A 26,598-nucleotide genomic window follows, 5' to 3' on the forward strand; every position below is an offset into this window, starting at 1 on the left:
ACCTCTTTCTTCTTATTTTCTGAGGCTAAGCCTTTCAATAAGTTTGTTATATCTTTCTTTGTCAATTTTCTTAAGATAATTTAAAAGCTTTCTTCTTTGAGCGACTAACTTAATGAGTCCTCTTCTTGAGTGATGGTCTTTTTTGTGAATTTTAAAGTGTTCAGTTAAGTAGTTAATTCTTTCAGTCATTAAAGCAATCTGAACCTCAGGTGAACCTGTATCAGTTGGATGCATTTTAAAGCTTTCAATTATTTCTTTTTTTCTTTCTGGAGAAATTCCCATGCTTTCACCACCTTTCTTAAAAGGATTAACTTTAAAAATTAACATAAAATTAAAGATTTAGTAAAGTTTTTAGTTATAAAAAAACGGAGGAGCAGGCAATTTTCAAAGCTTTTAAAGTTTAGATTTTAAAAATGTGATCAATCAAAAAATTTTTATAGAAATTCAAGATATACAAAAATTTGTGTTAAAATTTATACTGTAAATGAATCTTAAAAGGAAAAAGTTACTTCTTATCTTTTTCTTCTTTATTTTTATTTATTATTTTATCTCAACCCTCAAAAACTGAAAAATACAGGGTAGAGAAGAAAAAAATGGTTCAGTCTGTTTATGCTTCAGGTTTTATTGACTCTTCAGACAGTGTAACAATTAGAGCAGAAGTTTCTGGTTATATTGAAAAAATTTTTGTACATGAAGGTGAAGAAGTTAAGAAGGGTCAACTCCTTTTGATTATATCAAATGAAACTATCAAGGAGAATTTAAGAGAAGTGGAGGCTCAGCTTGCTTCAGTCAAAGATAGATTGATGCCCGATTCAGATTACAGAAAAGAATTGCTTCATAACATTGAGATAAAAAAAGCTGTTCTTGAAAGTGTTGAAAAAAACTTTAATAGAAGAAAAGCCTTATATGAAGAAGAATTAATCTCAAAAGAAAAGTTTGAAGAAATCAAAAGAGAATACGAGGTTGCAAAAAGAGATTATGAAAGGCAGATTAATCTATACAATGACACAATTAGAAATCTAAACTATCAATTAGAAAGTCTAAAGGCAAAGAGACAGGCTATTAAATCCGAATTTGATAAATACTTCATTAAATCTCCCATTAACGGAAAAATATTAAGAAAATTTGTTAATGAAGGCGATTATGTTAATCCAATGCAACAAGGCAATGGTTTATTTTCTGTAGGGAATGAAAAAAATCTTGAAACCGTTTTAATGGTTGATGAAGAATACATTCCAATGGTCAAGCCAGGTATGAAGGTTTATATAACGCTTGATTCTTATCCTGGAGAGGTTTTTGAGGGAGTGATAAAATTGATTGAAAGTCAATCTGACAGAACTACAAGAACAGTTAAAGTAAAGGCTGATGTCAACTACGGGAAATCTGTATTCTTTGGATTAACTGTGGAGGGAAACATAATCATTGAGGAAGTTGAAGGAATTTTTATTCCAGAAAGGGCATACAGGAATGGTTATGTGGAAGTTATAGAGAAGGGAAAAACTAAAAAAATAAAGGTAAATATTTCTTCAAAAAGATACAATGGTTACATTCTTGTTTTAGATGGTTTAAGGGAAGGACAGGAAGTCATAATAAATGAAACATATCGCTTTTGTTACCCTGAAGTTACTCTTTGAGAGAAAAAGGCAGACAATAATAGCTATAGTTGGAGTATCAATTGGTGTGGCAGCTTTCATTGCAATGGCTTCTCTTATGAACGGTTTTCAGAAGTACTTCATTGAGCAGGCTTTGGACTTGAATGCTCATGTAACTCTGAAGGTAAAAGATGAGCCAGATAAGGGGAAGATACTGAAAAAAGTCTATGGTGAAGATATATATTTTCATGTTTATGGGGCAAAACCAAAAGATTTGAAAGATAAAATAGTTGATTATAAGTTTTTGATAGCAAAATATGAAAAAGATTCAGAAATAGCTGGGATTGCACCTCATCTTACAGGACAGGGAATTGTAAGGTATGGAACAGTTGATAAATCAGCCTCTCTTATAGGAATAGACCCTGTATTGGAGAGAAGGGCATCTGTTATTGACAAGTTTATTTCCAATAAAAAACTTGACATACTCATCTCTGATAGAGATAGCGTTATCATAGGTAAACTTCTTGCAAGAGACCTTGGGATTGATGAGGTAGGGAAAAAGGTTATTGTAACCACACCCAATGGTGTTACTCATCTTTTTAAAGTTGTTGATTTTTTTGAATCTGGAATTACCATGCTTGATCAAACAAGAATTTATATGAATCTAAAAACTCTTCAGACTATTATGAATAAACCCAATGAAGTCAATGAAATAATCTTCAAAATAAAGGATGTCTATCGGGCAAATGAGATTGCAGAGAGAATAAAGAGGGAAACAGGTTATTATACAGAAAGCTGGCAGAAAGCCTTCAGAAACTTCCTTCAGCTTTTTAAAATACAGAATTACATAACCTATATGATTGTTTTTGCTATTTTAGTTGTATCTGCTTTCGGAATTTTTAATATCATAATGATGACAGTTCTTGAGAAGAAAAGGGACATAGCCATACTGAAGGCTTTAGGTTATGATAGTAGTGACATAATAAAAATATTTGTTTTCCATGGAATTACAATAGGTTTCTCAGGAGCTTTGCTTGGATGTATTTTAGGTTATGGTCTTCAGGAATTCCTTGCATCTGTGAATGTTAGTGTAGAGGGATTGGTTAGAACAAAGGGATTTGCACTTGACAGAAATCCCCTTTACTTTTTGTACGGAGTTTTATTTGCTTTTACTTTTTCTACCTTTGCAGCCTTTTATCCTTCTTACAAAGCTTCTAAACTAAATCCTGTGGATATCTTCAGGAGCAGTGCTTGAGCAGTATAATTGAGATTAAAAATATAAGTAAAAAAATCAGAGATGAGATAATCCTCAGAGACATAAATCTTTCTGTAAATAAGGGCGAATTCATCAGTATAATCGGACCATCTGGTTCAGGTAAAAGCTCTCTCCTTTACATTATAGGACTTTTAGACAAGCCAAGCAAAGGTGAGGTATTTATTGAAGGAGAAAGGATAGATTTTAATGAAACACAGAAGGTTTCGCACTTGAGAAATCTGAAGATTGGTTTTATATTCCAGTTTCATTATCTCATTGCAGAATTCAGTTTACTTGAGAATGTTATGGTCCCCATGTTAAAGGCAGAAAAAACAAAAGAAGAAGCAAAAGAAAGAGCCTATGAGCTTCTAAAAAATCTTGGTTTAGGTGAAAAAGCAAAGAGAAAACCCTTTCAGATATCAGGAGGAGAACAGCAAAGAGTGGCGATTGCAAGAGCCCTTGCCAATGACCCAATTGTTTTGATAGCTGATGAACCCACTGGAAATCTTGATTCAAAAAATACGGCAATTGTCATGGATATTTTTTGTAAGCTACATCTTGAAGGTAAAACAGTAATAATGGTAATCCATGAAATAGAGCTCACTGAAAGGACAGAGAGAATTGTAAAGATGTTGGATGGAAGTATTATAGATGACATTGCACTTGCAAAGAAAAAATGTTAAACTTTGATATGCTTCTTAAGCTATCCATATCTCTGATTTTAATTATTCTATCCTTCATAGCAACCTATACAATGTTTGAAATATTTGGTAAAACAGAAGGGAGGAAAAACATGGACATATTAAAAAAGATTCACCGAATTAATGGAAGATTGTTTTTTATGATTTTTCTCTTTGGTGCTATAGCTTGCATTTATATGCTGTCTCAATCAAAGGCAGAGCTCACTCCAAGAGCCACACTTCATGCCTTTTCAGCAGTTGCTATTTTTTTGCTCTTTTCTCTTAAAATCCTTTTCATAAAGTATTACAGACAGTTTTATTCCTATGCAAAGTTGATGGGAGTTTTAATTGTGCTCTTAACATTCAATCTACTGGCATTTTCAACAGGCTACAGCCTTGTAACAGGTCAGAGCGACAGAGCTATATCAACAAAGGAAGCAAATGTAGAGACTATCGCAAGCAAAGATGGTAACGTTGAAAATGGTAAAAGACTATTTAGCCAACTTTGCTCTTCCTGTCACTACACAGACAGAAGGGACTTTAGAAGAGCTGCACCAGGATTAAAGGGTTTGTTTAAAGAAAAAACTCTTCCTGTAAGCAAAAGACCAGTAACAGATGAAAATGTGACTTTACAGATTAAAAATCCCTATAGATACATGCCTTCTTTTAATGATTTAACAGATGCTCAGATAAGGGATATAATAAGTTATCTAAAAACTCTTTAATACCAGATGAAACCGAACAGACTCATTCATGAGAAGAGTCCCTATCTGCGTCAACATGCCTATAATCCTGTAAACTGGTATCCATGGTGTGATGAGGCTTTTGAAAAAGCTCAAAGAGAGGACAAACCCATATTTCTATCAATTGGCTATTCTACCTGCCACTGGTGTCATGTTATGGAAAAGGAATCTTTTGAGGATGAGGAAGTCGCTGAAATACTGAACAAATTTTTTGTATCAATAAAGGTTGACAGAGAAGAAAGACCTGACATAGACAGCATTTACATGAAAGTCTGCTATCTATTTCAAAACAGAGGAGGCTGGCCCCTAACCATATTCATGATGCCTGATAAAAAACCCTTTTTTGCTGATACCTATATACCAAAGGAGGACCGCTATGGAAAGATCGGTTTAAAAACTTTGCTTTTGAGAATCAAAGAACTGTGGGATAAAAACAGGGATAAAATAAGGGAAGTCTCTGAGGGGATAAGGGAAACTCTAAAAAATCTTACAGAAATTTTTGGTGAGCAGAGTAATTTGTCTGAGGCTACCATTCATAAAGCCTATGAAGAATTGAGAACAATATATGATAAAAGCTTTGGTGGTTTTGGAAATTCACCCAAATTTCCTTTGCCATCGAATTCCCTTTTTCTTCACAGGTATTTTTACAGATACAAAAATCAGAATGCTTTAGAGATGTCTCTTGAAACATTAAAGAGAATGAGAATGGGAGGTATTTACGATCAAATTGGTTTTGGTTTTCACAGATACTCAACAGACAGGCAATGGTTACTTCCCCATTTTGAAAAAATGCTCTATGACAACGCTTTTTTAATGATTGCCTACACTGAAGCATTTCAAATCACAAAGGATGAATTCTTTAAAATAGTCGCTCAAGAAATAGCAACCTATCTTTTGAAAGACCTTTACAGTCCTTTTGGAGCTTTTTACTCTGCAGAGGATGCTGACAGTGAGGGGAAAGAGGGAGAGTTTTATCTATGGACCTATGATGAGATAAAGAATTATTTAACCGAAGAAGAGTTTAAAATAGCAGAGATTGTTTATTCTTTTCAGAAGGAAGGTAACTTTTATGAAGAAGCAACAGGAAAGAAAAATGGTAAAAATATTCTGTACATATCTAAATCTTTTGACCAGTTAAAAGAGGAATTGCACATTGAAAAAGAAGACTTAATGAGAAAGCTTGAAATAATCAGAAATAAACTTTTAAACAGAAGAGCATCAAGAGTTAGACCATTAAGGGATGAGAAAATTCTAACAGACTGGAATTCTCTCGGAATCATTGCTTTTTGCAAAGCAGGTATTGCCTTTGAAAAAGATGAATATATAGATGTCGCTGAAAAGTGCATGAATTTTATATTAAAGAACATGTTTGACCCTTCTGCCAAACTTCTTCATAGATACTCAGATGGTGAGGCATCTATATTTGGATATCTTGAGGATTATGCCTATCTAATCTGGGCTTTGACAGAACTCTATTTCGCAACATTCAAAAGTCAGTATTTATTGAAAGCGTTAGAATTAACCGATTTCACAATAAAACACTTTTATGATAGTGAAAATGGAGGATTTTATCATACTGCCGACTATGCTGAAGTAGTTCTTGAGAGAATTAAAGAAATATATGATGGTGTTATCCCCTCGGGCAATTCAGTAATGGCATACAATCTCTTAAGATTAGCTCGATTAACACATAATAAAGATTATGAAGAGCTTGCACAAAAAGTTCTTAATTTCTTCAGCAACAACATTGAAAAAATGCCTTCTTCCCATGTTTTCTCCATAATAACACTTGATTTGCTAATCAATGGAAGCATTGAATTAATTACAGTTCCCTACAATTCTGAAGAAGAAATAAAATTTTTAAAAAACTTACAGAGCCAGTTTCTGCCCAATTTTCTCCTGTTAATAAAGGATTCTCAAATGGAAAACATATTTGAAATGATTAAATCATTTAAAAATATTGGAGAAAATTCAACTTATTATTTATGTAAAAACTTTACATGTGAGCCTCCAATAACAGATAGAGAAAAACTAAGGCATTTAATTTCATCTATTTAACTGAAATAAGCTTAAAACTGCCTTCCAATTCCTTAAGAAGACTCAATCTATGTTGATGACAGCTAATTATAATTACCTGATTTGATTTTGCAATCTCTTCTATTAAAAATTTCATGCCTTTAACAAATCTCTCATCATCTGAGTGCGCAAATGGTTCATCAAGTATTATAGGAACTTTTACATTACTACTTAAGGCTTGAGAAAGAATAAGTCTTACAGTGAGATATATCTGTTCAGCCATGCCTCCACTTAGTTTTTTTTCAATCTCTTTATCAGCTAAGGGATACTCAATTTCAGGAATTTTTACAATAAAGGAAAGGTCTTGATTGAAAAAGATTTCTACTGTTTTACCTGTTATTCTACTCAAAAGCTTAGAACCTGCAGTGTTTAATCTTTCAGCCCATAGTTTATGATGTTTCTTTGTAATACTTTCAATTATCTCATAAGATTTTTGCAAGGCTTTTTTAAATTTTTCAAGAGTTTCCAAATATCTTGATGAAATTTCTATCTGTTCCTCTATTTTTTCAATTTCTTTTCTGGACTGAAGAATTTTTTCATACTCGCTTTGTAGCTGGTGGAGTTCATCTTTTATTTGTTCTTTCCTTTTCAGTAGTTCTTCTCTTTTTTGCTCATATTTTTCAATATCTTCTTCATTTATTTCAGTCTCAATAAAAATTCGGGATTTATAAAAGTCTAATTCTTCATTTGAAAGAAGATTTTTTTTCAGTTCTTCAATTTTTTTGGAATTTTCTATGAATTCTTTAATATGGATTTTATGTATATTCATCTTTTTGAAAATGTTTAAAAATTCTTCGCGGTCACTAATTGAAAATTTTGAAATTAGCTGGTCTATGTGCTGAGAAAGTTCTTCATTCTTAAATTTGAGTTCCCTTATTTCATGCTGTAATTTTTTATTTTCAATGTAAAGCTTACCTAAATAAAAAAGTAATGGAATACAGATTGTTATTGTATAAAAGAATGTCTTATTTATAAATCCTGCTATGATGCTTAATAGAGCTAATAAGATGCTTAGAAAGTATATTTTTCTGGATAATCCTGTTATCTCTCTCTGTCTTTGCTGTTTTAGTCTTAAATTTTGCAATAAACTCTGCATTTCATTTTCATAAAGAATTATAAATTGTTGCTCTTCAGGTTTCAGATTTTCAAAATTTATGTAAAAGCTCAAAAGAGGTTTTACATCTTTTAGTTCTTGATTCCTTTTTTCAAGTTTTTCTATTTCTTTCCTATAAACATTATCTCTATCAATTTTCCATTTAAAATAATTACTTTCAAGCTTGATTAAGCTATCATTAATATTTCCAAGTTCGTCCATCAGTTGAGCATAGTTTTCTATAATTTCAGCCTGCTTTTCTAAGGAAATTTTTAAATGTGATTTTTTTTCTTCATATTCAACTATTTTTTCCTTCCATGTTTTTATTGCTGTATCAAGTTTCCCTCTTGTAGTAAAAGGGAAGAGTGTGCCACTATGAATGCTATCAAAGAGAGCTTCTTTTATTTTAGTTAAAGCCATAGAGGCTGAAGCATCTTGAAAACCTGTGTCTATAGCTTTTTCTAAAAAAGCTGTAACTGAATAAATTTCTTTAAGATTTAATCCAGCTTTCTGTGTTAGAAAAGAAGTGTTGATAAAAACTTCTCTCGAAAGATTAAATATGAGCTCTCCCGGTGATTTTTTTATAATTCTTCCTCTATTTTTAGTTTCATATTTTACAGGATTTCCATTTTTAAATATTTTGTATTCACTATAATTTCTTACAATCTGATAAAAATCAGAGTCAGATTCAATATCTACAGTAATCTTTCCATTGATTAAAGGAATTTGAGTTTGTTTTGAGGGATATAGAGTTTCAAGTATAGAATTTGCAAGAAGTGATTTGCCAGCTTCATTTTTATCAACAATAAGACAGCAAGGATGGTCAAATAGAAATTCTTTGTTTTTATATATTCCAAGATTTTCTATGAATATTCTTTTAATTTTAATCATAAAATCGTGGAGTTATTTGTTTACCAGCAAAGGCATCAAGTCCGTATATCAAAGCATCTTTAAGAATTTGTTTTTCCCTTTCATCTGCTTTGTCCATCATTTTAAAGATTTCTCTGATAAATATCCCGATTGTAGTCTCCGTTGATGTCTCTTCTAATTTTTCCATATCAAATTTTATGAAGTCAGATAGATCAAATAAGATTTTATATTCAGAAAAAAGTTCTTTCAAATAGTTTATATTTAAATCTCCAATACCTGTGATTTTTAAAATAAAAAGGGTATCCTTGGAGTTGTTACTTTCTGAGATTTCATCAGATATGATATTTTTAATTTTTTCCATGTTTTGAGAGGCAGGAATATCGATTTTTTTAATTGAGAAATCACTTAGTGGTACAAATTCTAATTCAGTTCTTGCTCTGTTATTTTCTTTTAGAACTTCAACAATCAGTCCCCCTCTTTTGCCGTATTCATAGATAGAAGCAGGCACCATGCTACCTGAATAGGCTGCTTTTATTCCTGAACTATCAGATATTTCTGAGTAACTGTGATAATGTCCGAAAGCAACATAATCAAAGTTAGATTTTAATACTTCACTGTCTTCAAAAGGATGCCATAGTTCTTTACCTTCGGGATTAAAGTTAATTCTTGATGCATGAATAACTGCTATGTTGATTTTTGATGGATTGATTTTGTAGAGTTTTTCAAAAGCTCTTGTTTGTCTGTTTAAACAGGGCTTGCCATAAATATTTACATCGTCAAAAGAAAAAATTGAGAAATCGGGTTTTTTAAATATTTTTACATTGTCTTTAAATCCTTTGACTCTCAGTATATGGAGAAGTTTTTCGTTATATGGACAATCAGGTCCTAAAAAGTCGTGATTTCCCGGTGAAATAATTACTGGTTTGGGATAGATTAAATCAAAGACTTCTTTTAAAAATTCAATATCTTCTCTGTAAACTTTGTCATTTTCAAAAAAATCTCCTGCAATTATTAAGGCATCAAGATTGTTTTCTCTGACTACATTTATAGCTTTTAATAGAGCTTTTTTACAGTATTTAAGCCTGTCTGTCCCTTTGATTTTTAGACCTAAATGTAGGTCTGAAAGATGCAAGAAACTAAATTTCATAATTTTATTATAAAAAATACTTGACATTATATGAAAAATTTGGTATTGTTTACATCAAATCCTTAATTTATCAATAAAAAAGGAGGTAAGCAGTTATGACAAAGGCAGATTTGGTAAGCAAAATTGCGAGCAAAGCAGAGCTCACAAAGGCAGAAGCAGCAAAGGCATTGGATGCTACAATTGAAGCTATTAAGGAAGCTCTCAAGAAAGGTGACAAGGTTACATTAGTAGGTTTTGGTAGCTTTTATGTTTCAAAGAGAAAGGCAAGAAAGGGAAGAAATCCAAGAACCGGCCAGGAAATTAAGATTCCTGCAACAAAGGTTCCCAAATTTACTGCTGGAAAATCTTTAAAAGAAGCAGTAAAGTAATCTCTAAAAAATTAATTTAGGGGGAGAGATTTCTCCCCCTAAAAATTTCTTAAAAAGTGCAGAATTGGTCTGATTTTCTTTTCAAACAGATTTTTAAAAGTAAGTTACCAACAAAACAGCAGTTAAAAAATTTAGTTTTAAAAGCTTCAGATTTTTTTACTTTTTCAGACTTTAAAAGGCCCGTAGATTATATGAAAGATGAGGATTTCCTCAAAGGTTATCTCTTATATTTTGTTCCTGTCAATTTATCGAAGATATACAGCATTTTAAAGGAATTTTTCAGACATCCTTTAATTTCTAATAAAAAAGATTTAAAAATAATTGATATAGGCTGTGGTCCTTCTCCAGCAGTTCTTCCGGTTTTTAAGTTATTTGAGGAAGGGATAATTTCATCTGATTACATTAGATATGCAGGAGTTGAGTTAGAAGAGAAGGCTATAAGTTTTGGGAAAGAAATAATTGAAAAATTTAAACCAGATAACCTCTCCGTTAAGTATGAGTTTTTAAAAACTGATGCATCTGATTTAAAGACGTACGTTGAGTTGAAAGAATTAAAGCCTGATATAATGATTTTTTCAAATTCTCTTGGCGAAATATTTGATAAAAAGGGGATAACTCAGGAAGACTTTGTAAAATTCATAAAGTATTTTACCTATCGCAATGAAAATTTTAGTTTGATTATTATTGAGCCTGCCACTAAAAGAAGTTCTATGAGACTTCATAAACTCAGAGATTACCTGATTAATGAACTCAAACTTTATCCTTATAGCCCCTGCCTGAATAATCTTCCCTGTTCTGCTCTTCAGGCAGATAATTGGTGTTACGAAGAGAGAAAATGGATTGCTCCAGAATATCTTTCTTTCCTGAGTTCTGTGGGTTTACAGATAAATTATCTTAAATTTAGCTATGTAATTTTAAGAAAGGATGGATTAAATATAGGGGATACTTTTTCAGAACGTGAAGTAATCATAAAGAATACTTCTCATCTTCTAAATGAAAAAGGAAAAAGCAGGCTCTGGGGATGCTGGAATGGAAAATTAGTTGATATTGAGAGACTGAAAAGAGACTATACTGAAGATGACCAATGGTTGAAAATTAAAAAAGGATGTTATTTTTCTGTTGACAGTTATGTAGAAATCTCAGAAAAAAAGGTTCGCCTTCCTAAAAACTCAAAAATAAAAATCCTTTACTGCCCTGAACTAATTTCTTTGTAAGCAAGACGGGCAATTGCTCCTGCTGTATGAACTTTGAGTTCTTTCTTAGTTTCTGGAAATCCCTCTTCAAGCTCTTTAATTTTTTTCAAAGCTATCTCAGGGTCTGCACGAAGTATCATTCTTACAGTATTTTTTGTAATTCCCACTAGGCTTGCTATTTCTTCTTCAGTTTTTAAAAATTTTTCTTTAAGCACTATTGTGTAAGCAGCTCTTGCTAAAGCCGGAAGCCATGTAAGGCTTCTGTATTCAGCAAGTTTTCTAATCCCTCCCAAAAGCTCAATTGTTTTGAAAAAAACTTGTTGTGTGAGCTTTTCAATATCAGAAGACTCATCTTTTTTAGGCTTAACTTCAATTACCACCTTTACCCTCCAATTGGTTCAAGGATTTTTACAAGTCCTGTTTCTGTTATCTCAAGAAAATGAGTTTTTGTATCATGTCCTGAAAGTCTACATCCATCAATTCTGAAAAGTCTTACTATTTCACCGATTTCTTTTTTATAAAGTTTAGATTTGTATGCAGAATCAACAAGCTCTTTAGCTAATACAATTGTTCCATCAACAATGTGTCCAACTGCATATCCACCAGCAGCTTCTGCTGTAAGCTCTTCATGCCCACTTCTTTTTTGTGATACAAGTAAAGCTGTTTGATACCATTTTTTTAGAAAGTTGAATATCTGCCTTACTACCACTCTTGCAAGCATTTCTCTGTTTTCAAAAAGTCCAGTAACAGAATCAATCACTGTAAATTTGACTTTATAGTTTTGAATTACATAGGCAAGAGTGGAGAGAAGTTCAGGAATGTTATCCCGTAAGCTTCCATAGGATGCAGCATCGATCAAAATTATGTTATCTTCAAATTTTTCAAAGTCATATCCCATTGCCTGTGCTCTCAGCTTAAGTCCTGCAACAAGAAAGTTGGCAGGAGCTTCAACAGTTATGAATGCTACTTTATTTCCTTTCTTTGCCTGCTGTACAGTAAACTGTTCAACCATTAAGGATTTTCCTGTATCAGAAACTCCAGTAATATTAAATACTGAGTAGGCAGGTATTCCGCCAAGAGGTTGTTTAATAAGTTTACCGCCTTTTGATGTAGTAGTATAAAAAAGTTCATCAAGCCCTTCAATTCCTGTTGGAACTCCTACTATTTCTGGAGCTCTCTCTAATGCTTCTCTGGCAGTAAATATAGCTTTTAGTGCAGGCTCAGGATATTCTTTAAATTCTTTTTCTGTAATTTCAGTTTCTCTTTTCATTTTAAACTTTTAAACTCTTAATCAATTCCTCCACTGAAATGGCAGGCATTGTCATAAGTTGAACTGTGCCTCTTGAACCAAGTTCAACAGACATTTTCATTACTGTAATATTATCCGGAGCTTCCACAATATTTACGAAGTCATATGGACCAAGCACTGCGAACTGTTGAATTACTCTTATCCCCATCTTTTCAATTTCTTTGTTCACCTCAAGAATTCTCTCAGGATTTTCCTTTAATGTCTCCCTTCCATCATCTGTAAGTGTGCTTAAAATTACATAGTAAGGCATGTGACACCTCCTCTTTTTTTTCAATTATACCAATTTTTTGCAAATTTTTTTATAATTAAATTATGGATTACATGGTAGTTTTTATAACCGCCTCAAGTGAAGATGAAGCAGTAAAAATAGCAAAAACTCTTGTTGAAGAAAAACTTGCAGGTTGTGTAAATATTATCAGAAATGTTCGTTCAATCTATTTCTGGCAGGGTAAAGTTGAGGATGATCAAGAAGTTTTAATGATAGTTAAAACTCGTTCTGACCTATTTGAAGAGCTTGAAAAAAGAGTAAAGTCTCTTCATTCCTACACTGTACCTGAGATCATTGGAATAAAAATTAAAAAAGGCTCTGAAAATTATTTAAACTGGCTTGATGAAGTTACAAAATGAAAGAAGAGGTTTATACTTCTATAATTTGTAAGAAATTCTGCAACTACTACAAACCTAATAAAGAAACTGAATTCTGCGGAGGATATTTTTATCTTCAAAAGTATATAACATCCCGTGAGTTAGATGGCATAATTAAGATATTTCATCTAAACAATGAATCAGAGGCAACTAAAGGACTATCCTTTATATGTGATAAGTGCGATTTTAGAGAAGATGGATGTGATTTCTTTGTTAATCAAAGCCATATACCCTGTGGAGGATATTTAATAATCAGCAGACTCCTTGGTTATCTAAATTTCTAACAGAGGAGGAATTTATGTCAAAAAGGCTTATTGACAGAGAACTAAGAAAAAGAAGACTTCGCAGAGAAAAATTAAAAAAACTTAGAGAAAAGTTTAAAGAAGCAAAAAGCGAGGATGAAAAGAAGAGGATTCTTGAAAAGGTATCAAAGATTTCTCCATCATTAAAAATTGAGCAGTTCATAGCATCTGTTAAGTAGTCTTTCTAATTTTTACTGTATTGGCATGTGCTTGCAGTCCCTCAAGGGTTGCAAGCACATCAACATATGAGGCAAGTCTATTGAATCCCTCTTTGCCAACTTTTATTAAAGAGCTTCTTTTAAGAAAATCATATACACCCAAAGGTGAGAAAAATCTTGCAGTTCCAGAGGTTGGAAGAGTATGATTGGGTCCTGCTACATAGTCCCCTATTGGTTCAGGAGTCCACTGACCTAAAAATATTGCTCCAGCATTTTTCAAAAGTGGCAGTAGGTTGTCAGGTTTTTCTGTCATAACCTCAAGATGTTCTGGTGCAATCTCATTGGCAACATCACAGGCTTCATTCAAAGATTTAACAACTATAATTGCACCAAAATTTTTTAGTGATTTTTTGGCTATTTCCGACTTTGGTAAAGATTTAATCTGCCTTGCTATTTCTTTTTTTACTTCTAATGCGACTTTTTCTGAAGTTGTGACAAGGATGCTACATGCCATCTCATCATGTTCAGCCTGACTGAGCATATCGGCAGCTACAAAGGCTGGATTTGCTGAACTATCTGCAATAATGAGTATCTCACTCGGTCCTGCGATCATGTCAATGTCAACTTCACCGAAAACAAGTTTTTTTGCTGTTGCCACATATATGTTCCCGGGTCCAACAATTTTGTCAACTTTCTTAATTGTTTCAGTTCCATAAGCCATTGCAGCTACTGCCTGTGCTCCACCTACTCTGTAAACTTCTTTTATTCCAAGAAGATGTAAGGCTGCACATACAGTTGAATTAAGCTCACCATGTGGGGTAGGCACAGATACTGCAATTTCTCTTACTCCTGCAACCTGAGCAGGGATAATATTCATAAGAACCGTTGATGGATAAGATGCTTTACCACCAGGAACATAGGCTCCAACTCTTTCAATAGGTCTTATTAGCTGTCCAAGTGTAATATCTTCCTCTTCGTACTGCCATGATTTTTCAAGCTGTCGCTCGTGAAATCTGCGGATTCTTTCTGCAGCAAACCTGAGTGCGTCAATTATTTCTTTTGATACTTCCTTCGTCTTTTCTTTAATTTCATCAGGTTCAATCTTAAGTGGAAGGGTGTGTTTATCAAACAGTTTTGTATATTTAATTAGAGCTTTATCTCCTCTTTTTTTAACTTCACTGAGGATTTTCTTAACATTGGTCTCAATTTCAGGCTCAGATGTTGACCTTTTACGGAGTTTTTTTATAAATCTTTGAAGCTCAGTTTTATCTTTGATAGTCAGCATAGAAAATTATACCCTAAAACGTTACTAATTTCAATCACTTTACTATAACCACCGGGCATGTTGCATGTGTTGCTACTCTACGAGATACTGAACCAAGAAGCCATCTTTCAATTTTTGACATCCCTCTCTGCCCCATGATTATTATGTCAAAATCATTCTCAGAAGCATATCTTACAATCTGGTCTGCTGGATGTCCGGCTACTATCTCTGTTTTTATTTTCACTTCATATTCTTTTGCAATTGACAATATCTTCTCAAATTCCTTCTTATAGTATTCCGTGGCACTGTCAATAACTGCTTTAACTTCTAAAATATCAGCAGGCTCTGGTGGCTGGGCTACAGATAGTAGAACAATTTCTCTTTCCTTTTCCGGACATTCCTTCGAGAGTTTTAAAGCAAAATCAAAGGCTTTGTAGGATTCTTGAGAACCGTCAAAGGCAACTAAAATTTTTTCAACATTCTTAATCCTCCTTTTTGGTTTTAGGCAACAAATACTTTGGTAAATAAAATGCATTGGCTATAATTGTTGGGATAACAGCACTACCAATTACTGCTGCAATTAGAAGTGAATACTGGGTCTGGTCAATTATTCCATGTGTTAATCCAAATAATGCTGAAATAGAGCCAAATGTAAGACCTGTTGACATAAGAAGTGTTGTATACATTCCTTCTTTATGTCTGAATTTAAAAATTTTGGTTACAGGATAAACACCAGCTATCTTCGTTATTATTTTTCCGCCTAATAATACCAGAAGTGCCAGAGGTGCTGTAATAATTGAAGGAATTGATACAAAATATCCTGCTCTTAAAAAATAAACAGGAGTGAGAAATCCTATTGTAAGTGTTCATAATCTTCTTATAAGTTGATGGTCTTTTCCGGCTGTTCCTGCTAAAACCATACCAACAATATAAGCAGGAAGTACTGCTTCACTGCCTGACCATATGGCTATTGCACCAAGTCCAAAAAGTATGAATAAAAGATATTTAGTTTCAAACTCTGAAAAAGTTTGGTTTAAATATTGATTATCAGCCTGATAAAGATAAGACTTTGAAGTTATGGCTTTATTCAAATAAAAAATGGAATGAACCAAAAGTGTTTTATCAGCTTTTAAGAATATCCATGCTCTGTAATATTAAAGTTGATAAAAAGTTTTCAGAACAATTTAAGAATTCTCAACGAGCAGGCACAGTAACGCTGGAAAGAGCATATTATTTAGCAAAAATCTCAGAACTAATAAATTTCCATCTATCTGATATAGGGAAATTACCTGAACCCGGAACAGCAAATGAATCTCTCTTCATAGTAGTTTAAATGAGAAATTTTCTTGCTTTTTTGGTCTGACTTCATAGAAAATTGTAGCATAATTTCAAAATAATGAGGTGAAAGCTCTGAAGCCAGCCACTGTGTTTATTGTTTTGCTTGGGTTCGTAAGTCTTTTTTCTGATATGACCTATGAGGCTGCAAGAAGCATTACTGGTCCTTTTCTTGCATTTTTAGGAGCAAGTGCGACTTTAGTTGGCTTTATTGCAGGGCTTGGAGAGTTTATTGGATATGCATTAAGGCTTTTTTCAGGATGGCTTGCTGATAAAACAGGTAAATACTGGAGCATAACCATTGTAGGATATCTAATTAATCTCTTAAGCGTTCCTGCGCTTGCTTTAGTGGGACAGTGGCAGCTGGCGGCAGTTTTAATCATGGCTGAAAGAGTTGGCAAAGCTTTAAGAACGCCTGCAAGGGATGCTATGCTAAGTCATGCCACAGCAGAGATTGGGCGTGGATGGGGTTTCGGACTTCATGAGGCAATGGATCAGATTGGAGCAATGCTTGGTCCATTGATAGTGGCAGCGGTATTTTATTTTCACGGTGGATACAGAGAAGCTTTCGGAGTGTTGCTTATTCCAGCTGTTATAGCCATTGGTATCTTAGTTTTTGCAAGGTTTCTTTATCCTTCCCCAAGAGACTTAGAAATATCAAAGATTCAGATTGAAACAAAGGGGTTGAGCAAAGTTTACTGGATTTATCTAATAGCAGTTGCCTTAAATGGTGCAGGATATGCTGATTTTCCATTGATTACCTATCATTTTAAGAAAGTTGCCACAGTGCCTGAACAGTGGATACCTGTTTTTTATGCTCTGGCAATGGGTATTGATGCTATGGCTGCTTTAATCTTTGGACATTTTTTTGATAAAAAAGGACTTTCAATTCTTATTTTTTCAGTGATTATCTCAGCAGGCTTTGCACCTCTTTGTTTTCTTGGAGGATTTTACTCTGCTTTTATGGGAATGCTTCTGTGGGGGATAGGGATGGGAGCACAGGAGTCCATTATGAGAGCTGCTGTTGCGGTTTTAGTTCCAAAGGAAAAAAGAGGAGTTGGATATGGAGTATTTAATACAGGATATGGTGTATTCTGGTTTTTGGGTAGCACTGCTTTAGGTTTTTTATATGATTTTTCGGTTTCTGTTCTGATAGTTTTTTCAGTTCTTCTTCAGTTTTCTTCCATACCCTTTCTTTTCAGGGTAAGAAAAATGTTACACTAAAAATTAATTTTTAGAGTTTTATTTATGCTAATGGAGGTTGTAATATGAAAACATGGTTTGTATATGTATTTGGCAGATGGATTGTTCTCTCAGGTATTGCAGGAGCACTTTTACAGTTTGTTCTAAGTGACTATCTCAGGATTCACACAATTCCAGCATTTTTGCTAAATCAGTTTTTGCTTGCCAATGTATTCTGGTTCGTTGACAAAGCAATCTTTAAATCCCATTTCAATATTCCTGCGTTTTATCCTCTATGGGAAATCAGGAAGAATGTTGTATGTGCTGACTGTGGAAAGATTTGCGAAGGTTACAGAGTTGTAAAAACAAAAAACTACGATAGACTTCATGATCCTGAGCCTGAATTTAGATGCAAAGAATGCAGGGAGAGAAAATTAGATGAATTAAGAAGAAGAGGTATAGAGGTATAAAAAACAAAGAAGGTGGAGGAGCACTCCTCCACCTTTGTGCTTAAAAAAGATTACTGTTTCTTTTCAGCTGGTTTTTCAGCTTTCTTCTCTTCTTTCTTTACTTCACCTTTTTTCTCAGCTTTAGGAGCAACTTTCTTTACGCTCTTTGCTGTGAGCTTGCCGTCTTTCTCGGTATATTTTACTACAACCTTGTCACCAGCCTTTACATCCTTGATCTGCTCATCTGTTACGCCGATTGTGAGTTCCTGCTTTTTGCTCTTTACTGTGATGGTTTTTCCAACTGTGTCAACAGCTGTAACCTCACCGGTAATCTGTTTTACTTTCTCTTTCTTAGCAGGCTTTTCAGCTGGCTTTGCTGGCTCAGCTTTCTTTGCTGGCTCGGCTGGTTTTGCTGCAGGCTGCTCTGCAAAAGCTGCTGTTACTGTGAAAGCAAATACCAAAGCCATTACTACTGCTAAAATTTTCTTCATACCTTTTTGTCACCTCCTTTCTTTTAAGTTTTTCTTTTAAAGGGATTTCAGTTTTTAGCTAAAAGTTATTTAATACAAATTTTATGCCAAAATATTTAAAGCTAAATACTTGAGTTTTTCTTGATTCAAATTTCCTCATTTAAGGAAGTTTTCCTTTTTAGGGAAATTTTCAGAAAGACCGAATTTTTCAAGTCTGTACCAGAATGTCTTGTAGCTCATCCCAAGTAATCTCGCAGCCTTTGCGATAACATAGTTAGATTTAACAAGTGCTTTTTTAAGGAGCTCTTTTTCAAGCTCTTCATAGTTTATTCCTTCATCAGGTATATCTATTTCAAAGACATTTCTTGGCATGGAAATTTTTAGTTCATCCTGAATATCTTTTAATCTGATTTTTTCTCCTTCACAGATAATTATTGCTCTTTCAATAACTGTTTCCAGTTGTCTGATGTTTCCTGGCCAGTGATAACACATTAATGCTTCCAATGCTGAATTGTCAATTCCATTAATCCTTTTGCCAAATTCTTTTGAGTATTTTTCAATAAAGAAATTTACTAACTCCGGTATGTCTTCTTTTCTTTCTCTCAATGGAGGTATTTCAACTGTTATGACCTTTAGTCTATAGAAAAGATCTTCTCTAAATCTATTTTTTTCTACCTCTACAGAGAGATTTTTGTTGGTTGCTGCAATGATTCTCACATCAACTTTAATAGTATCTTTGCCGCCAATTCTTCTTATTTCTTTTTCTTGAAGCACTCTGAGAAGTTTAGACTGAGTGGCAAGTGGAAGTTCAGCAATTTCATCAAGAAAAAGTGTTCCTTTGTCTGCAGCTTCTATAAGTCCAATTTTCCGGTTAGTTGCACCTGTAAAAGCTCCTGGTTCATAGCCAAATAGTTCACTTTCTATCAATGTTTCAGGGATTGCTGCACAGTTTATTGCAATGAAAGGTTTGTCTTTTCTTGGAGAATTATAATGAATTGCCTTTGCAATAAGCTCTTTACCCGTTCCACTTTCTCCATATATAAGGACTGTTGCATTTGTTGGAGTAGCTTTTTTTACAATGTCAAGAACCTGAAGCATCTTTTTTGATTTTCCAATTATACCATCTATTTTAAATTTTTCATAAAGCTCTTTTCTTAGCATCAGATTTTCCTTAATAAGATTCATTCTTTCTTCTGCTTTTTTTATAGTAACTAAAAGTACTTCTTTATCAAGAGGTTTTGTAAGATAATCGAATGCTCCTTTTTTAATTGCCTCAACTGCAGATGAAATAGTTCCAAAGGCAGTGATGACAATTACAGCAGGGATATATGGTTCCTGGGGAAGACTGTTAAGTATTTCAATTCCATTTTGATTTCCCAGTTTAAGATCAGTAAGAATTATCTCCGGGTTTATTTCATTAATTATTTTTCTTGCTTCTTCTAAAGAAGAGGCAGTATAAACATTATAACCTTCTTCTGAAAGAATAGTTTTTAAAATTTCTCTCTGTAACTGCTCATCATCTATAATAAGTATTGTTGTCATCTATTAAACCGGAATATAGATTTTTACTTCGGTGCCCTGTCCTAATTTGCTTGAAAATTCTATTGTTCCACCATGCTCTTCTATAACTTTTTTTGCTAAAGGAAGCCCGAGTCCTAATCCGTCTCGTTTAGTAGAAAAGAATGGTTCAAAAATTTTATCAATAACCTCTTCAGGTACCCCAGAACCTGTGTCAGATATTTTAATTAAAATATTGTCATCTACAAGTTCTGTTTTAATAAAGAGATTTTTCACTTCAGAGTCTCTCATTGCATATATCGCATTTGTTATTATGTTTAAGAAGCAGCTTTTTATCAAATCTACATCTACATTTACAGTAAAATCAACCGTATAATCTTTGTAAATGTTTATCCCTTCCTTTTCTGCTGTTGCTTCAATAATTGATACAACATCTTCAATTATTTCGATAATATTTGCAACTTTTTTATTTAGTTTCAAGGGTTTTACATATTCAAGATATTCAGTGATTAGATTGTTTACTCTATAGATTTCCTGTTTCATCTTTTCAAGTAAATTTATATGGTTGCTGTTGTTTTTATCTTCTTTTTTTAGCTTTTCTATTAGATGATCAATGCTTAAATTTATGAAATTAAGAGGATTTCTTATTTCATGAGCGATTGTGCGGCTGAGTTGTCCAATAGCTGCAAGATGTTCTGCCTCTCTAAGTCTTTCATGTAGCATCTGGTTTTCCTGAAGTTTCTGAATCATAAAATTAAAACTTTCTGCTATTTTACCTATTTCATCTTTTCTGTTAATGTTAAGTCTGTAATTAAAGTCACCCTGCGCAACTTTTATAGCAGCTTCAGTTAAAGTATCAATTGGTCTTGTATATCTCGAAGAAATTATATAAGTCACGATTATTCCTAAGGAAAATATAATTAAAGTTGTTATCATTCTTTTAATTGCATTTGTTTTAAGGATTTTTGAAAAATCGTCTTTATTAATTCTCAAATGTATATAACCATATTGAACATTGCCAGCTATTACAGGAACTATTACATTATATACATTTTCTTCTTCAAAAACTGGTTCACCAAGCTCAGCTTTAATTATTAATTCTTTCTTCCTGTGAGTTACTGGTTTCCCTATATTTTGTGGATTGGTGCTTGCAATTATTTCCTGTTGATTGCTAATTATAGAGATTTCTTTTATGCCTTTTGTATTGAGTTTTTTGACATATTCTGCAAGCTTATTTGACCCTCCACGAGTCACCTCTTCAACTCCTATTTGAATAGCCTTTGTAAGATCAGCGGTTTGATTTTCTATTTCCTTTAAAAGTCTTCTCTCAGTCTGAGTATAAAATAAATAGAGCATGGACATTAAAGTGAAGTTAAGTAAAAGCAAAAGTAATATAAACTTCCACTTCAAGGATAATCTATCAAGGATATTCATAATCATGTATAATGTATTATAGTATGCTTTCACAAAGAATATCATCTGTCTATAAGAGAATAACCTATGCTGCACTTAGGGCAGGAAGAAATCCAGAAGAGATTAAACTTATTGCTGTTACAAAATCCCATGGTATTGATAAAATAAAAGAGGCAGCACAGCTTGGATTAAGAATTTTTGGAGAAAACAGGGTTCAGGAAGCAAAGGATAAAATAGAAGATTTAAAAGAATTTTTTAATAAATGGAGAATGAACATTGAATGGCACATGATAGGGCATCTCCAGAGTAATAAAGTAAAAGATGCTGTGAGACTTTTTGAACTAATTCATTCAGTCGATTCTGAAAAGCTTGCATCAATGATAGATAGAGAAGCAGAAAAAATTGGTAAAGTTCAAAGAATTTTAATTCAGGTAAAATTATCGGACGAAGAATCAAAGTTTGGAATAAAACCTGAAGACACTGAAAAATTAATAGAATTTTGTTCTAAACTTTCCAATATTAAATTAGAAGGGCTTATGACAATTCCACCATATTTTGAAAATCCTGAAGATGTAAGACCCTATTTCAAAAAACTAAGACAAATGAAAGAGGAATTAGTTCAAAAAGGATACTCTCTCAGAGAGTTATCAATGGGTATGTCTCATGATTTTGAAGTAGCAATTGAGGAAGGTGCTACGATGGTAAGAATAGGCACAGCCCTTTTTGGGGAAAGAATAAATTAGGGAGGTAAGATAAAGATGATAGGTTTTATAGGTGGTGGTAATATGGCAGAAGCCCTTATAAGAGGGCTTGTTAAACAGGGTAAGAGAAATATTGTTGTATCCGAACCAATTGAGGAAAGAAGGAGATATCTTGAAAACTGCTATGGAATTAAAACAACTCTATCAAATCCAGAAGTTGTTAATTTAGCTGACATTGTAGTGATTGCGGTTAAACCACAAAACATAAAAGAAGTGCTTGAAGAGATTAAAGATACTGTTACAGAGAAACATACTGTGGTTTCTATTGCTGCAGGAATTCCTTTAAGTTTATTACAGAAACATCTAAAAACAGATAAACTTATAAGAGCTATGCCTAACCTTGCAGCTACTGTTGGAGAAGCCATGACTGTTCTTGCTCTCTGTGAATGCCTTGAGATGAAAGTGGTAGCTCCAGTAAGAGATATCTTCATGAGTGTGGGAAAAGTAATAACACTACCAGAGCACTATATGAATCTTGTTACTGCATTGTCTGGTAGTGGACCTGGATTTTTATGCTATATAGTTGAAGAATTTATCAATGTTTCAACAGAAGCAGGTTTCCCTGAAGATGTGGCAAGGGAGTTAATCATTCAGACATTTATTGGAACAGCAAAGCTTCTTGATAGCGGACTTCCACCTGATAAAATCAGGCAGAAGGTGACATCTCCAGGGGGCACAACAGAGGCAGGATTAAAGATTTTATCTGATGGAACACTGAAAGAAGTGCTTTTTAAAACATTGCAGGCAGCAGCAAGAAGAGCTCAAGAACTTAGCATGCAGGACTGAGGATAAAAAATGTTTATAATTGGTAATCTTATAATTGCACTGGCAAATGTTTTAGATATTTCTCTTACAATTTATAGCCTTATCGTAATTATTTCAGCAGTACTGAGCTGGGTAAATCCAGATCCATACAATCCAGTAGTTAGATTTCTACATTCTGTAACAGAGCCTGTTTTTAGACCGATAAGAAGGTTACTGCCTTTTAGACTACCTATTGATATTTCACCAATAATTGTATTGCTAATTATATATTTTTTACAGATTTTTTTAATATCAAGCCTTATTGAGCTTGGTTATAGAATAAAAGGAGGAAACATATGAGAATTACTCCATTAGACATTCAACAGAAGCAGTTTAAGGTTAGACTCAGAGGCTTTGACATGGAAGAGGTATATTCTTTTCTTGAACTTATAAGAGAAGAGTTAGAAGAACTCTTGAAAGAGAATTCAATGCTTAAGGAGAAGGTTGCGATTCTCGAGAATCAGTTAGAGGAATACAGAAAAATTGAACAATCAATTAGAGATACACTAATGACAGCACAGAAACTTGTTGAAGACTATAAAACAAATGCAAAAAAAGAAGCAGAGCTTATAATTAAAGAGGCAGAACTAAAAGCAGAGAACATTATTAAAGAAGCACAGGAAAAAGTTGTCAAAATTCACGAAGACATAGTTGATCTTAAGGGAATAAGAAGGCATTTTAAAGAAGAGATAAAAAGGCTTATTGAGAGTCATTTAAGAATGCTTGAGTTTGATAAGGAAAGAGAAGGAGAAGAAGAAAGTGAAGTATAACTCTCTTCGGGGAATGCAGGACATAATAGAACAGGTTCAACTTTGGCAGTATATTGAAAAGATTGTTAGAGAAATTTTTGAAGTCTTTAATTTTCGGGAAATACGAACTCCTATCTTAGAGAATGCTGAAGTTTTCTTAAGAAGTATTGGTGAAGATACAGACATAGTTGAAAAAGAGATGTATATTTTTAAGGATAAAAAAGGAAGAACTGTTGCCTTAAGACCTGAAGGAACTGCTTCTGTAGTTAGAGCTTACATTCAGCACAACCTTTTTAATAAACCTGTCCCTCAGAAATTTTACTATATCGGTCCCATGTTCAGATATGAGAGACCTCAAAAAGGAAGATTCAGACAGTTTCATCAGATTGGTGCAGAATGCTTTGGAATAAGCTCTCCATGGGTAGATGCTGAGTTAATTTATATGATTAAAAATTTTTTTGAGAGGCTAAAAATCAGAGACTTAAACTATGAGATAAACTCTCTTGGATGCAAAAACTGCAGACCCGAATACAGAAAAGAGCTTTTTAATTTTTTATCTAATAAAGTGCCCCATTTATGCAATGACTGTCAGAGAAGATTTGAAAGGAATCCATTAAGAGTGCTCGATTGTAAAGTAGAATCCTGTAAGGAAGTTCTTAAGGAAACTCCTTTAATTCTTAACTTTTTATGTGATGACTGTAAACAACATTTTTTTCAGTTACAGAGAGAACTTGAAGATTTCAATATAACATATACTGTTAATCCAAAAATTGTAAGAGGGCTTGACTACTACACAAGAACTGTTTTCGAAGTTACAACCAATGCTCTTGGTGCCCAAAATGCAATTGCCGCAGGAGGAAGATATGACGATCTTGTTGAGTTCTTTGGTGGACCTCCAACTCCTGCAGCTGGATTTGCCATAGGTATTGAGAGATTAATAGAGCTTTGTTCAACCGCATTATCAATACCTCCAAATACAGCTTTTGTATATGTTGCTTATATTGGAAGTGAGTCAAAAAAAGAAGCAAAGAGAATTATTAATTTTCTAAGAGAAAATGGCATAACTACAGAAACTGCATATGAAGAAGTTTCTCTAAAAAGCCAGATGAGAAGAGCAGACAGATTAGGCGTTAACATTGTTATAATTATCGGTGAGGATGAGATTAAAAAATCAATCTATAGATGGAAAAACATGAAGACAGGTGTGGAGGGAGAGTGCTCTTTCAATGAATTAATTGAATTAGTGAGGAGGGTTAATGACCAAAAGTAAGGCAGAACTAATTTTAAAGAAATTTAAAGATAAAAAAGTCCTTGTAATTGGTGATATTATTCTTGATAAATATATCTTTGGTAAAGTCTCAAGAATTTCTCCTGAAGCTCCTGTTCCTGTTGTTGAAGTTACAGAGGAGTCTTACAGACTTGGAGGAGCAGCAAATGTGGCTAATAATATCATTGCTCTTGGTGGAAAAGCTTACATTTCAGGAATAATTGGCAAAGGTACAACAGGCAAAATTGTAAGAGATTTATTAGAAGAAAGAGGCATAGGACTTGACTATATTTTTGAAGATTCAAGAAGAACAACAGTTAAAACAAGAGTTATTGCTGGGAATCAACAAATTGTGCGGTTTGATATAGAAGATCGCAGAAGACTTGAAGGTAAGTCAAAAGAGAATTTTCTCTCTATGATAAAGAGTTCATTGAATGACTTTGATGCTGTGATAGTATCTGATTACAGGAAAGGAGTTGTTTCTGAAGAACTACTAAGGATTTTAGTTGAGCGTAAGAAGAAAAATGGTAATTTTATTGCAGTTGATCCAAAGATAGGCCATTTTAGACTTTACAAGCATGTATCAATTATCACACCAAATATCGTTGAAGCTTCTCATGGCGCAGAAGTTGAGATTAAGGATGAAAAAACTCTTATAAAAGCTGGAAACAATCTTTTAAAAAAGCTTATGTGTGACTTTGTTTTAATAACAAGGGGAGAAGAAGGAATGAGCCTTTTTGAAAAGAAGGGCTCAGATGTAACTGTTACTCATCTACCAACAGTTGCAAAAAAAGTATTTGATGTTACAGGTGCAGGAGATACTGTTATAGCTACTGTAACTCTCGCTTATGTTTCTGGTGCTGATATGGTTTCTGCAGCAAAAATTGCAAATGTAGCAGCGGGAATTGTGGTAGGCAAGATTGGAACTGCTACTGCTACACCTAAAGAGATATTGGAAATACTGAAAACACATCCCTATGCATAGAGCTCTCGCACTTTATTCTGGAGGACTTGATAGTCTTCTCTCCATACTTATTGTAAAAGAGCAGGGTATTGATGTAGTTGCTTTAAAATTTTTTACAGGTTTTACTGCTCCATTAAATGAAAATGACTTAAACTATGCTAAAAAATTTGGCTTTAAAATAGAAGAAATTGATATAAGAGAAAAATTTATTGAAGTCTTAAAAAATCCTGAATATGGATATGGGAAAAATCTTAATCCATGTATAGACTGTAAAATTCTTATGCTAAAAGAAGCAAAAGAGAGACTTTCAAAGTATAATGCATCATTCATAATAACTGGAGAAGTGCTTAATCAAAGACCTATGTCACAGAAAAGAGAAGTTTTAAAACTTATTGAAAATAAATCAACATTAAATGGTCTAATCTTAAGACCCTTATCGGCAAAGCTACTTATTCCAACAAAGCCTGAAGCAGAAGGAATTGTAAATAGAGAACTTTTATATGATATCTGGGGGAGAACAAGAAAACCTCAGCTTAATTTAGCAAAAAAATACGGGATTGAAAAACCTCCACAGCCAGCAGGTGGATGTTTACTTACAGAGCCAAGCTTTTGTAGGAAAGTTAAAGACCTTATCGAATATGATGAACTTACAGTGCAAAATATTGAACTGCTGAAAATAGGAAGACATTTTAGAGTATCTGAACACTGCAAGGTGATTGTTGGAAGAGATGAAAAAGAAAACGAATTTTTATTAAACAACCATTATGGAACATTTATCTATCCCAAAGATTTTAAAGGTCCTGTTGTTTTATTAACTGGAAACTGTTCAGAAAAAAATATTGATATGGCAGCATCAATATGTGCATATTACTCAAAAAGAAAGACTTTGGAAGTTGTTATTAAAACTGCCACTCAGGAGGAAATAAAAATTTATAGTGCAATTACTGAAGAGGAGATATTAAAATACAGACTATGACAAAACTTTTGGAGG

Annotated in this window: 31 protein-coding genes and 1 pseudogene; 20 read left to right on the top strand and 12 right to left on the bottom strand. The window is 33.4% G+C overall.

Annotation, left to right across the window (positions count from 1 at the left end):
* Positions 1-12 precede the first annotated feature (12 nt).
* Positions 13-282, bottom strand: coding sequence for a 30S ribosomal protein S15 (gene rpsO, locus TAGGR_RS02575; protein ID WP_059175799.1), 270 nt, complete (start codon positions 280-282; stop codon positions 13-15).
* Positions 283-593: 311 nt separating this feature from the next.
* On the opposite strand from rpsO, the gene TAGGR_RS02580 reads away from it, so the two are divergent.
* The 5 genes from TAGGR_RS02580 to TAGGR_RS02600 are packed head-to-tail and all read left to right on the top strand — an operon-like array spanning position 594 to position 6,328.
* Entirely contained in the window at positions 594-1,634 is a 1,041-nt protein-coding gene (locus TAGGR_RS02580) for an efflux RND transporter periplasmic adaptor subunit (protein ID WP_059175800.1), read from the top strand.
* On the top strand, positions 1,594-2,847 hold the full coding sequence (locus tag TAGGR_RS02585) for an ABC transporter permease (RefSeq protein ID WP_059175801.1): 1,254 nt from the start codon (positions 1,594-1,596) through the stop codon (positions 2,845-2,847). Before TAGGR_RS02580 ends, TAGGR_RS02585 begins: the two co-directional genes overlap by 41 nt.
* A complete protein-coding gene (locus TAGGR_RS02590) occupies positions 2,844-3,530 on the top strand; it encodes an ABC transporter ATP-binding protein (RefSeq protein WP_059175802.1) in 687 nt (228 codons plus the stop codon). Before TAGGR_RS02585 ends, TAGGR_RS02590 begins: the two co-directional genes overlap by 4 nt.
* Positions 3,531-3,538: 8 nt before the next feature.
* Entirely contained in the window at positions 3,539-4,252 is a 714-nt protein-coding gene (locus tag TAGGR_RS02595) for a c-type cytochrome (RefSeq protein ID WP_269083319.1), read from the top strand.
* A 6-nt stretch (positions 4,253-4,258) separates the two neighbouring features.
* Positions 4,259-6,328 carry a thioredoxin domain-containing protein gene (locus tag TAGGR_RS02600; protein WP_059175804.1) on the top strand — a complete coding sequence of 690 codons (2,070 nt, stop codon included), beginning with the start codon at positions 4,259-4,261 and terminating at the stop codon, positions 6,326-6,328.
* Here the strand turns inward: TAGGR_RS02600 and TAGGR_RS02605 are convergent.
* Together TAGGR_RS02605 and TAGGR_RS02610 are read right to left on the bottom strand one after the other, a co-directional pair.
* Positions 6,321-8,330 carry an ATP-binding protein gene (locus TAGGR_RS02605; RefSeq protein WP_059175805.1) on the bottom strand — a complete coding sequence of 670 codons (2,010 nt, stop codon included), beginning with the start codon at positions 8,328-8,330 and terminating at the stop codon, positions 6,321-6,323. The two genes, TAGGR_RS02600 and TAGGR_RS02605, sit on opposite strands and share 8 nt — an antisense overlap.
* Positions 8,323-9,456: a metallophosphoesterase family protein gene (locus TAGGR_RS02610; protein ID WP_153000422.1), complete on the bottom strand. Its 1,134-nt coding sequence runs from the start codon at positions 9,454-9,456 to the stop codon at positions 8,323-8,325. The genes TAGGR_RS02605 and TAGGR_RS02610 overlap by 8 nt, the downstream gene beginning before the upstream one ends.
* Positions 9,457-9,551: 95 nt before the next feature.
* On the opposite strand from TAGGR_RS02610, the gene hbs reads away from it, so the two are divergent.
* Positions 9,552-9,824 carry a non-specific DNA-binding protein Hbs gene (gene hbs, locus TAGGR_RS02615; RefSeq protein ID WP_059175807.1) on the top strand — a complete coding sequence of 91 codons (273 nt, stop codon included), beginning with the start codon at positions 9,552-9,554 and terminating at the stop codon, positions 9,822-9,824.
* A gap of 191 nt (positions 9,825-10,015) precedes the next feature.
* Complete coding sequence (locus tag TAGGR_RS02620) at positions 10,016-11,038, top strand: small ribosomal subunit Rsm22 family protein (RefSeq protein WP_161936158.1); 1,023 nt, start codon at positions 10,016-10,018, stop codon at positions 11,036-11,038.
* Here the strand turns inward: TAGGR_RS02620 and TAGGR_RS02625 are convergent.
* From TAGGR_RS02625 to TAGGR_RS02635, 3 genes are read right to left on the bottom strand one after another with little or no spacing between them, the layout of a single operon-like run.
* Positions 11,011-11,397, bottom strand: a complete 387-nt coding sequence (locus tag TAGGR_RS02625) for a hypothetical protein (protein WP_059175809.1) — start codon at positions 11,395-11,397, stop codon at positions 11,011-11,013. The genes TAGGR_RS02620 and TAGGR_RS02625 overlap by 28 nt on opposite strands.
* A 2-nt stretch (positions 11,398-11,399) precedes the next feature.
* Positions 11,400-12,287, bottom strand: a complete 888-nt coding sequence (locus tag TAGGR_RS02630) for a KaiC domain-containing protein (protein ID WP_059175810.1) — start codon at positions 12,285-12,287, stop codon at positions 11,400-11,402.
* A 1-nt stretch (position 12,288) separates the two neighbouring features.
* A complete protein-coding gene (locus tag TAGGR_RS02635) occupies positions 12,289-12,576 on the bottom strand; it encodes a GYD domain-containing protein (protein WP_059175811.1) in 288 nt (95 codons plus the stop codon).
* Between the two features lie 62 nt (positions 12,577-12,638).
* Here TAGGR_RS02635 and cutA point away from each other — a divergent pair, with 62 nt between their 5' ends.
* Genes cutA through TAGGR_RS02650 form a run of 3 tightly spaced genes read left to right on the top strand, consistent with a single transcriptional unit; the run spans position 12,639 to position 13,452 of the window.
* Positions 12,639-12,953 (top strand): divalent-cation tolerance protein CutA, encoded by a 315-nt coding sequence (cutA, locus tag TAGGR_RS02640; protein WP_059175812.1) that lies wholly within the window; start codon positions 12,639-12,641, stop codon positions 12,951-12,953.
* Entirely contained in the window at positions 12,950-13,255 is a 306-nt protein-coding gene (locus TAGGR_RS02645) for a hypothetical protein (RefSeq protein WP_059175813.1), read from the top strand. The genes cutA and TAGGR_RS02645 overlap by 4 nt, the downstream gene beginning before the upstream one ends.
* Positions 13,256-13,269: 14 nt before the next feature.
* On the top strand, positions 13,270-13,452 hold the full coding sequence (locus tag TAGGR_RS02650; protein WP_059175814.1) for a DUF6800 family protein: 183 nt from the start codon (positions 13,270-13,272) through the stop codon (positions 13,450-13,452).
* On the opposite strand, the gene hisD is transcribed toward TAGGR_RS02650, so the two are convergent.
* The 3 genes and pseudogenes from hisD to TAGGR_RS11130 all read right to left on the bottom strand — a co-directional run.
* The gene (gene hisD / locus TAGGR_RS02655; protein WP_082673529.1) at positions 13,445-14,716 is read right to left on the bottom strand and encodes a histidinol dehydrogenase; all 1,272 of its coding nucleotides are present in this window, start codon (positions 14,714-14,716) and stop codon (positions 13,445-13,447) included. The genes TAGGR_RS02650 and hisD overlap by 8 nt on opposite strands.
* A gap of 34 nt (positions 14,717-14,750) precedes the next feature.
* Positions 14,751-15,230 (bottom strand): universal stress protein, encoded by a 480-nt coding sequence (locus TAGGR_RS02660; protein WP_059175815.1) that lies wholly within the window; start codon positions 15,228-15,230, stop codon positions 14,751-14,753.
* A pseudogene (locus tag TAGGR_RS11130) lies at positions 15,178-15,717 on the bottom strand (cation:proton antiporter); the annotation flags it as partial. The pseudogene TAGGR_RS11130 and the gene TAGGR_RS02660, both read right to left, overlap by 53 nt.
* A gap of 47 nt (positions 15,718-15,764) precedes the next feature.
* Here TAGGR_RS11130 and TAGGR_RS02675 point away from each other — a divergent pair.
* The 3 genes from TAGGR_RS02675 (at position 15,765) to TAGGR_RS02685 (ending at position 17,682) form a co-directional block, all read left to right on the top strand.
* The gene (locus tag TAGGR_RS02675; RefSeq protein WP_059175818.1) at positions 15,765-16,028 is read left to right on the top strand and encodes a hypothetical protein; all 264 of its coding nucleotides are present in this window, start codon (positions 15,765-15,767) and stop codon (positions 16,026-16,028) included.
* A 77-nt stretch (positions 16,029-16,105) separates the two neighbouring features.
* Positions 16,106-17,254: an MFS transporter gene (locus tag TAGGR_RS02680; RefSeq protein WP_059176540.1), complete on the top strand. Its 1,149-nt coding sequence runs from the start codon at positions 16,106-16,108 to the stop codon at positions 17,252-17,254.
* A 44-nt stretch (positions 17,255-17,298) separates the two neighbouring features.
* Positions 17,299-17,682, top strand: coding sequence for a hypothetical protein (locus TAGGR_RS02685; RefSeq protein ID WP_059175819.1), 384 nt, complete (start codon positions 17,299-17,301; stop codon positions 17,680-17,682).
* Between the two features lie 50 nt (positions 17,683-17,732).
* Here TAGGR_RS02685 and TAGGR_RS10800 read toward each other — a convergent pair whose 3' ends face one another.
* The 3 genes from TAGGR_RS10800 to TAGGR_RS02700 all read right to left on the bottom strand — a co-directional run bounded on the left by TAGGR_RS10800 (position 17,733) and on the right by TAGGR_RS02700 (position 21,116).
* Positions 17,733-18,152, bottom strand: coding sequence for a hypothetical protein (locus TAGGR_RS10800; protein WP_059175820.1), 420 nt, complete (start codon positions 18,150-18,152; stop codon positions 17,733-17,735).
* Between the two features lie 135 nt (positions 18,153-18,287).
* On the bottom strand, positions 18,288-19,673 hold the full coding sequence (locus tag TAGGR_RS02695; RefSeq protein ID WP_059175821.1) for a sigma-54-dependent transcriptional regulator: 1,386 nt from the start codon (positions 19,671-19,673) through the stop codon (positions 18,288-18,290).
* Positions 19,674-19,676: 3 nt separating this feature from the next.
* On the bottom strand, positions 19,677-21,116 hold the full coding sequence (locus TAGGR_RS02700) for a sensor histidine kinase (protein ID WP_236698887.1): 1,440 nt from the start codon (positions 21,114-21,116) through the stop codon (positions 19,677-19,679).
* On the opposite strand from TAGGR_RS02700, the gene TAGGR_RS02705 reads away from it, so the two are divergent.
* The 7 genes from TAGGR_RS02705 to TAGGR_RS02735 are packed head-to-tail and all read left to right on the top strand — an operon-like array spanning position 21,107 to position 26,583.
* The gene (locus TAGGR_RS02705) at positions 21,107-21,805 is read left to right on the top strand and encodes a YggS family pyridoxal phosphate-dependent enzyme (RefSeq protein ID WP_059175822.1); all 699 of its coding nucleotides are present in this window, start codon (positions 21,107-21,109) and stop codon (positions 21,803-21,805) included. The genes TAGGR_RS02700 and TAGGR_RS02705 overlap by 10 nt on opposite strands.
* Positions 21,806-21,820: 15 nt before the next feature.
* Positions 21,821-22,609 (top strand): pyrroline-5-carboxylate reductase, encoded by a 789-nt coding sequence (gene proC, locus TAGGR_RS02710; RefSeq protein WP_059175823.1) that lies wholly within the window; start codon positions 21,821-21,823, stop codon positions 22,607-22,609.
* A 9-nt stretch (positions 22,610-22,618) separates the two neighbouring features.
* A complete protein-coding gene (locus tag TAGGR_RS02715) occupies positions 22,619-22,927 on the top strand; it encodes a YggT family protein (RefSeq protein ID WP_059175824.1) in 309 nt (102 codons plus the stop codon).
* On the top strand, positions 22,924-23,397 hold the full coding sequence (locus tag TAGGR_RS02720; RefSeq protein ID WP_059175825.1) for a DivIVA domain-containing protein: 474 nt from the start codon (positions 22,924-22,926) through the stop codon (positions 23,395-23,397). Before TAGGR_RS02715 ends, TAGGR_RS02720 begins: the two co-directional genes overlap by 4 nt.
* Positions 23,387-24,646: a histidine--tRNA ligase gene (gene hisS, locus TAGGR_RS02725; RefSeq protein ID WP_059175826.1), complete on the top strand. Its 1,260-nt coding sequence runs from the start codon at positions 23,387-23,389 to the stop codon at positions 24,644-24,646. The genes TAGGR_RS02720 and hisS overlap by 11 nt, the downstream gene beginning before the upstream one ends.
* Positions 24,633-25,628, top strand: a complete 996-nt coding sequence (gene rfaE1 / locus TAGGR_RS02730; protein ID WP_059175827.1) for a D-glycero-beta-D-manno-heptose-7-phosphate kinase — start codon at positions 24,633-24,635, stop codon at positions 25,626-25,628. Before hisS ends, rfaE1 begins: the two co-directional genes overlap by 14 nt.
* Positions 25,621-26,583 (top strand): DUF814 domain-containing protein, encoded by a 963-nt coding sequence (locus TAGGR_RS02735; RefSeq protein WP_059175828.1) that lies wholly within the window; start codon positions 25,621-25,623, stop codon positions 26,581-26,583. Before rfaE1 ends, TAGGR_RS02735 begins: the two co-directional genes overlap by 8 nt.
* Positions 26,584-26,598 lie beyond the last annotated feature (15 nt).

Origin of the sequence: Thermodesulfovibrio aggregans, assembly GCF_001514535.1 — a bacterium.
Classification (GTDB): Bacteria; Nitrospirota; Thermodesulfovibrionia; order Thermodesulfovibrionales; family Thermodesulfovibrionaceae; genus Thermodesulfovibrio; species Thermodesulfovibrio aggregans.

Coding starts and splice junctions, on each gene's coding strand:
- TAGGR_RS02600 (WP_059175804.1), top strand. CDS start 4,259: ATGAAACCGAACAGACTCATTCATGAGAAGAGTCCCTATCTGCGTCAA.
- TAGGR_RS02735 (WP_059175828.1), top strand. CDS start 25,621: ATGCATAGAGCTCTCGCACTTTATTCTGGAGGACTTGATAGTCTTCTC.
- cutA (WP_059175812.1), top strand. CDS start 12,639: ATGGATTACATGGTAGTTTTTATAACCGCCTCAAGTGAAGATGAAGCA.
- TAGGR_RS02720 (WP_059175825.1), top strand. CDS start 22,924: ATGAGAATTACTCCATTAGACATTCAACAGAAGCAGTTTAAGGTTAGA.
- TAGGR_RS02605 (WP_059175805.1), bottom strand. CDS start 8,330: ATGATTAAAATTAAAAGAATATTCATAGAAAATCTTGGAATATATAAA.
- TAGGR_RS10800 (WP_059175820.1), bottom strand. CDS start 18,152: ATGAAGAAAATTTTAGCAGTAGTAATGGCTTTGGTATTTGCTTTCACA.
- TAGGR_RS02695 (WP_059175821.1), bottom strand. CDS start 19,673: ATGACAACAATACTTATTATAGATGATGAGCAGTTACAGAGAGAAATT.
- TAGGR_RS02645 (WP_059175813.1), top strand. CDS start 12,950: ATGAAAGAAGAGGTTTATACTTCTATAATTTGTAAGAAATTCTGCAAC.
- TAGGR_RS02685 (WP_059175819.1), top strand. CDS start 17,299: ATGAAAACATGGTTTGTATATGTATTTGGCAGATGGATTGTTCTCTCA.
- proC (WP_059175823.1), top strand. CDS start 21,821: ATGATAGGTTTTATAGGTGGTGGTAATATGGCAGAAGCCCTTATAAGA.
- TAGGR_RS02630 (WP_059175810.1), bottom strand. CDS start 12,287: ATGAAAAGAGAAACTGAAATTACAGAAAAAGAATTTAAAGAATATCCT.
- hbs (WP_059175807.1), top strand. CDS start 9,552: ATGACAAAGGCAGATTTGGTAAGCAAAATTGCGAGCAAAGCAGAGCTC.
- TAGGR_RS02585 (WP_059175801.1), top strand. CDS start 1,594: ATGAAACATATCGCTTTTGTTACCCTGAAGTTACTCTTTGAGAGAAAA.
- TAGGR_RS02610 (WP_153000422.1), bottom strand. CDS start 9,456: ATGAAATTTAGTTTCTTGCATCTTTCAGACCTACATTTAGGTCTAAAA.
- TAGGR_RS02660 (WP_059175815.1), bottom strand. CDS start 15,230: ATGCATTTTATTTACCAAAGTATTTGTTGCCTAAAACCAAAAAGGAGG.
- TAGGR_RS02650 (WP_059175814.1), top strand. CDS start 13,270: ATGTCAAAAAGGCTTATTGACAGAGAACTAAGAAAAAGAAGACTTCGC.
- hisD (WP_082673529.1), bottom strand. CDS start 14,716: ATGCTGACTATCAAAGATAAAACTGAGCTTCAAAGATTTATAAAAAAA.
- TAGGR_RS02705 (WP_059175822.1), top strand. CDS start 21,107: ATGCTTTCACAAAGAATATCATCTGTCTATAAGAGAATAACCTATGCT.
- rfaE1 (WP_059175827.1), top strand. CDS start 24,633: ATGACCAAAAGTAAGGCAGAACTAATTTTAAAGAAATTTAAAGATAAA.
- TAGGR_RS02580 (WP_059175800.1), top strand. CDS start 594: ATGGTTCAGTCTGTTTATGCTTCAGGTTTTATTGACTCTTCAGACAGT.
- TAGGR_RS02715 (WP_059175824.1), top strand. CDS start 22,619: ATGTTTATAATTGGTAATCTTATAATTGCACTGGCAAATGTTTTAGAT.
- TAGGR_RS02620 (WP_161936158.1), top strand. CDS start 10,016: ATGAAAGATGAGGATTTCCTCAAAGGTTATCTCTTATATTTTGTTCCT.
- TAGGR_RS02635 (WP_059175811.1), bottom strand. CDS start 12,576: ATGCCTTACTATGTAATTTTAAGCACACTTACAGATGATGGAAGGGAG.
- TAGGR_RS02595 (WP_269083319.1), top strand. CDS start 3,539: ATGCTTCTTAAGCTATCCATATCTCTGATTTTAATTATTCTATCCTTC.
- rpsO (WP_059175799.1), bottom strand. CDS start 282: ATGGGAATTTCTCCAGAAAGAAAAAAAGAAATAATTGAAAGCTTTAAA.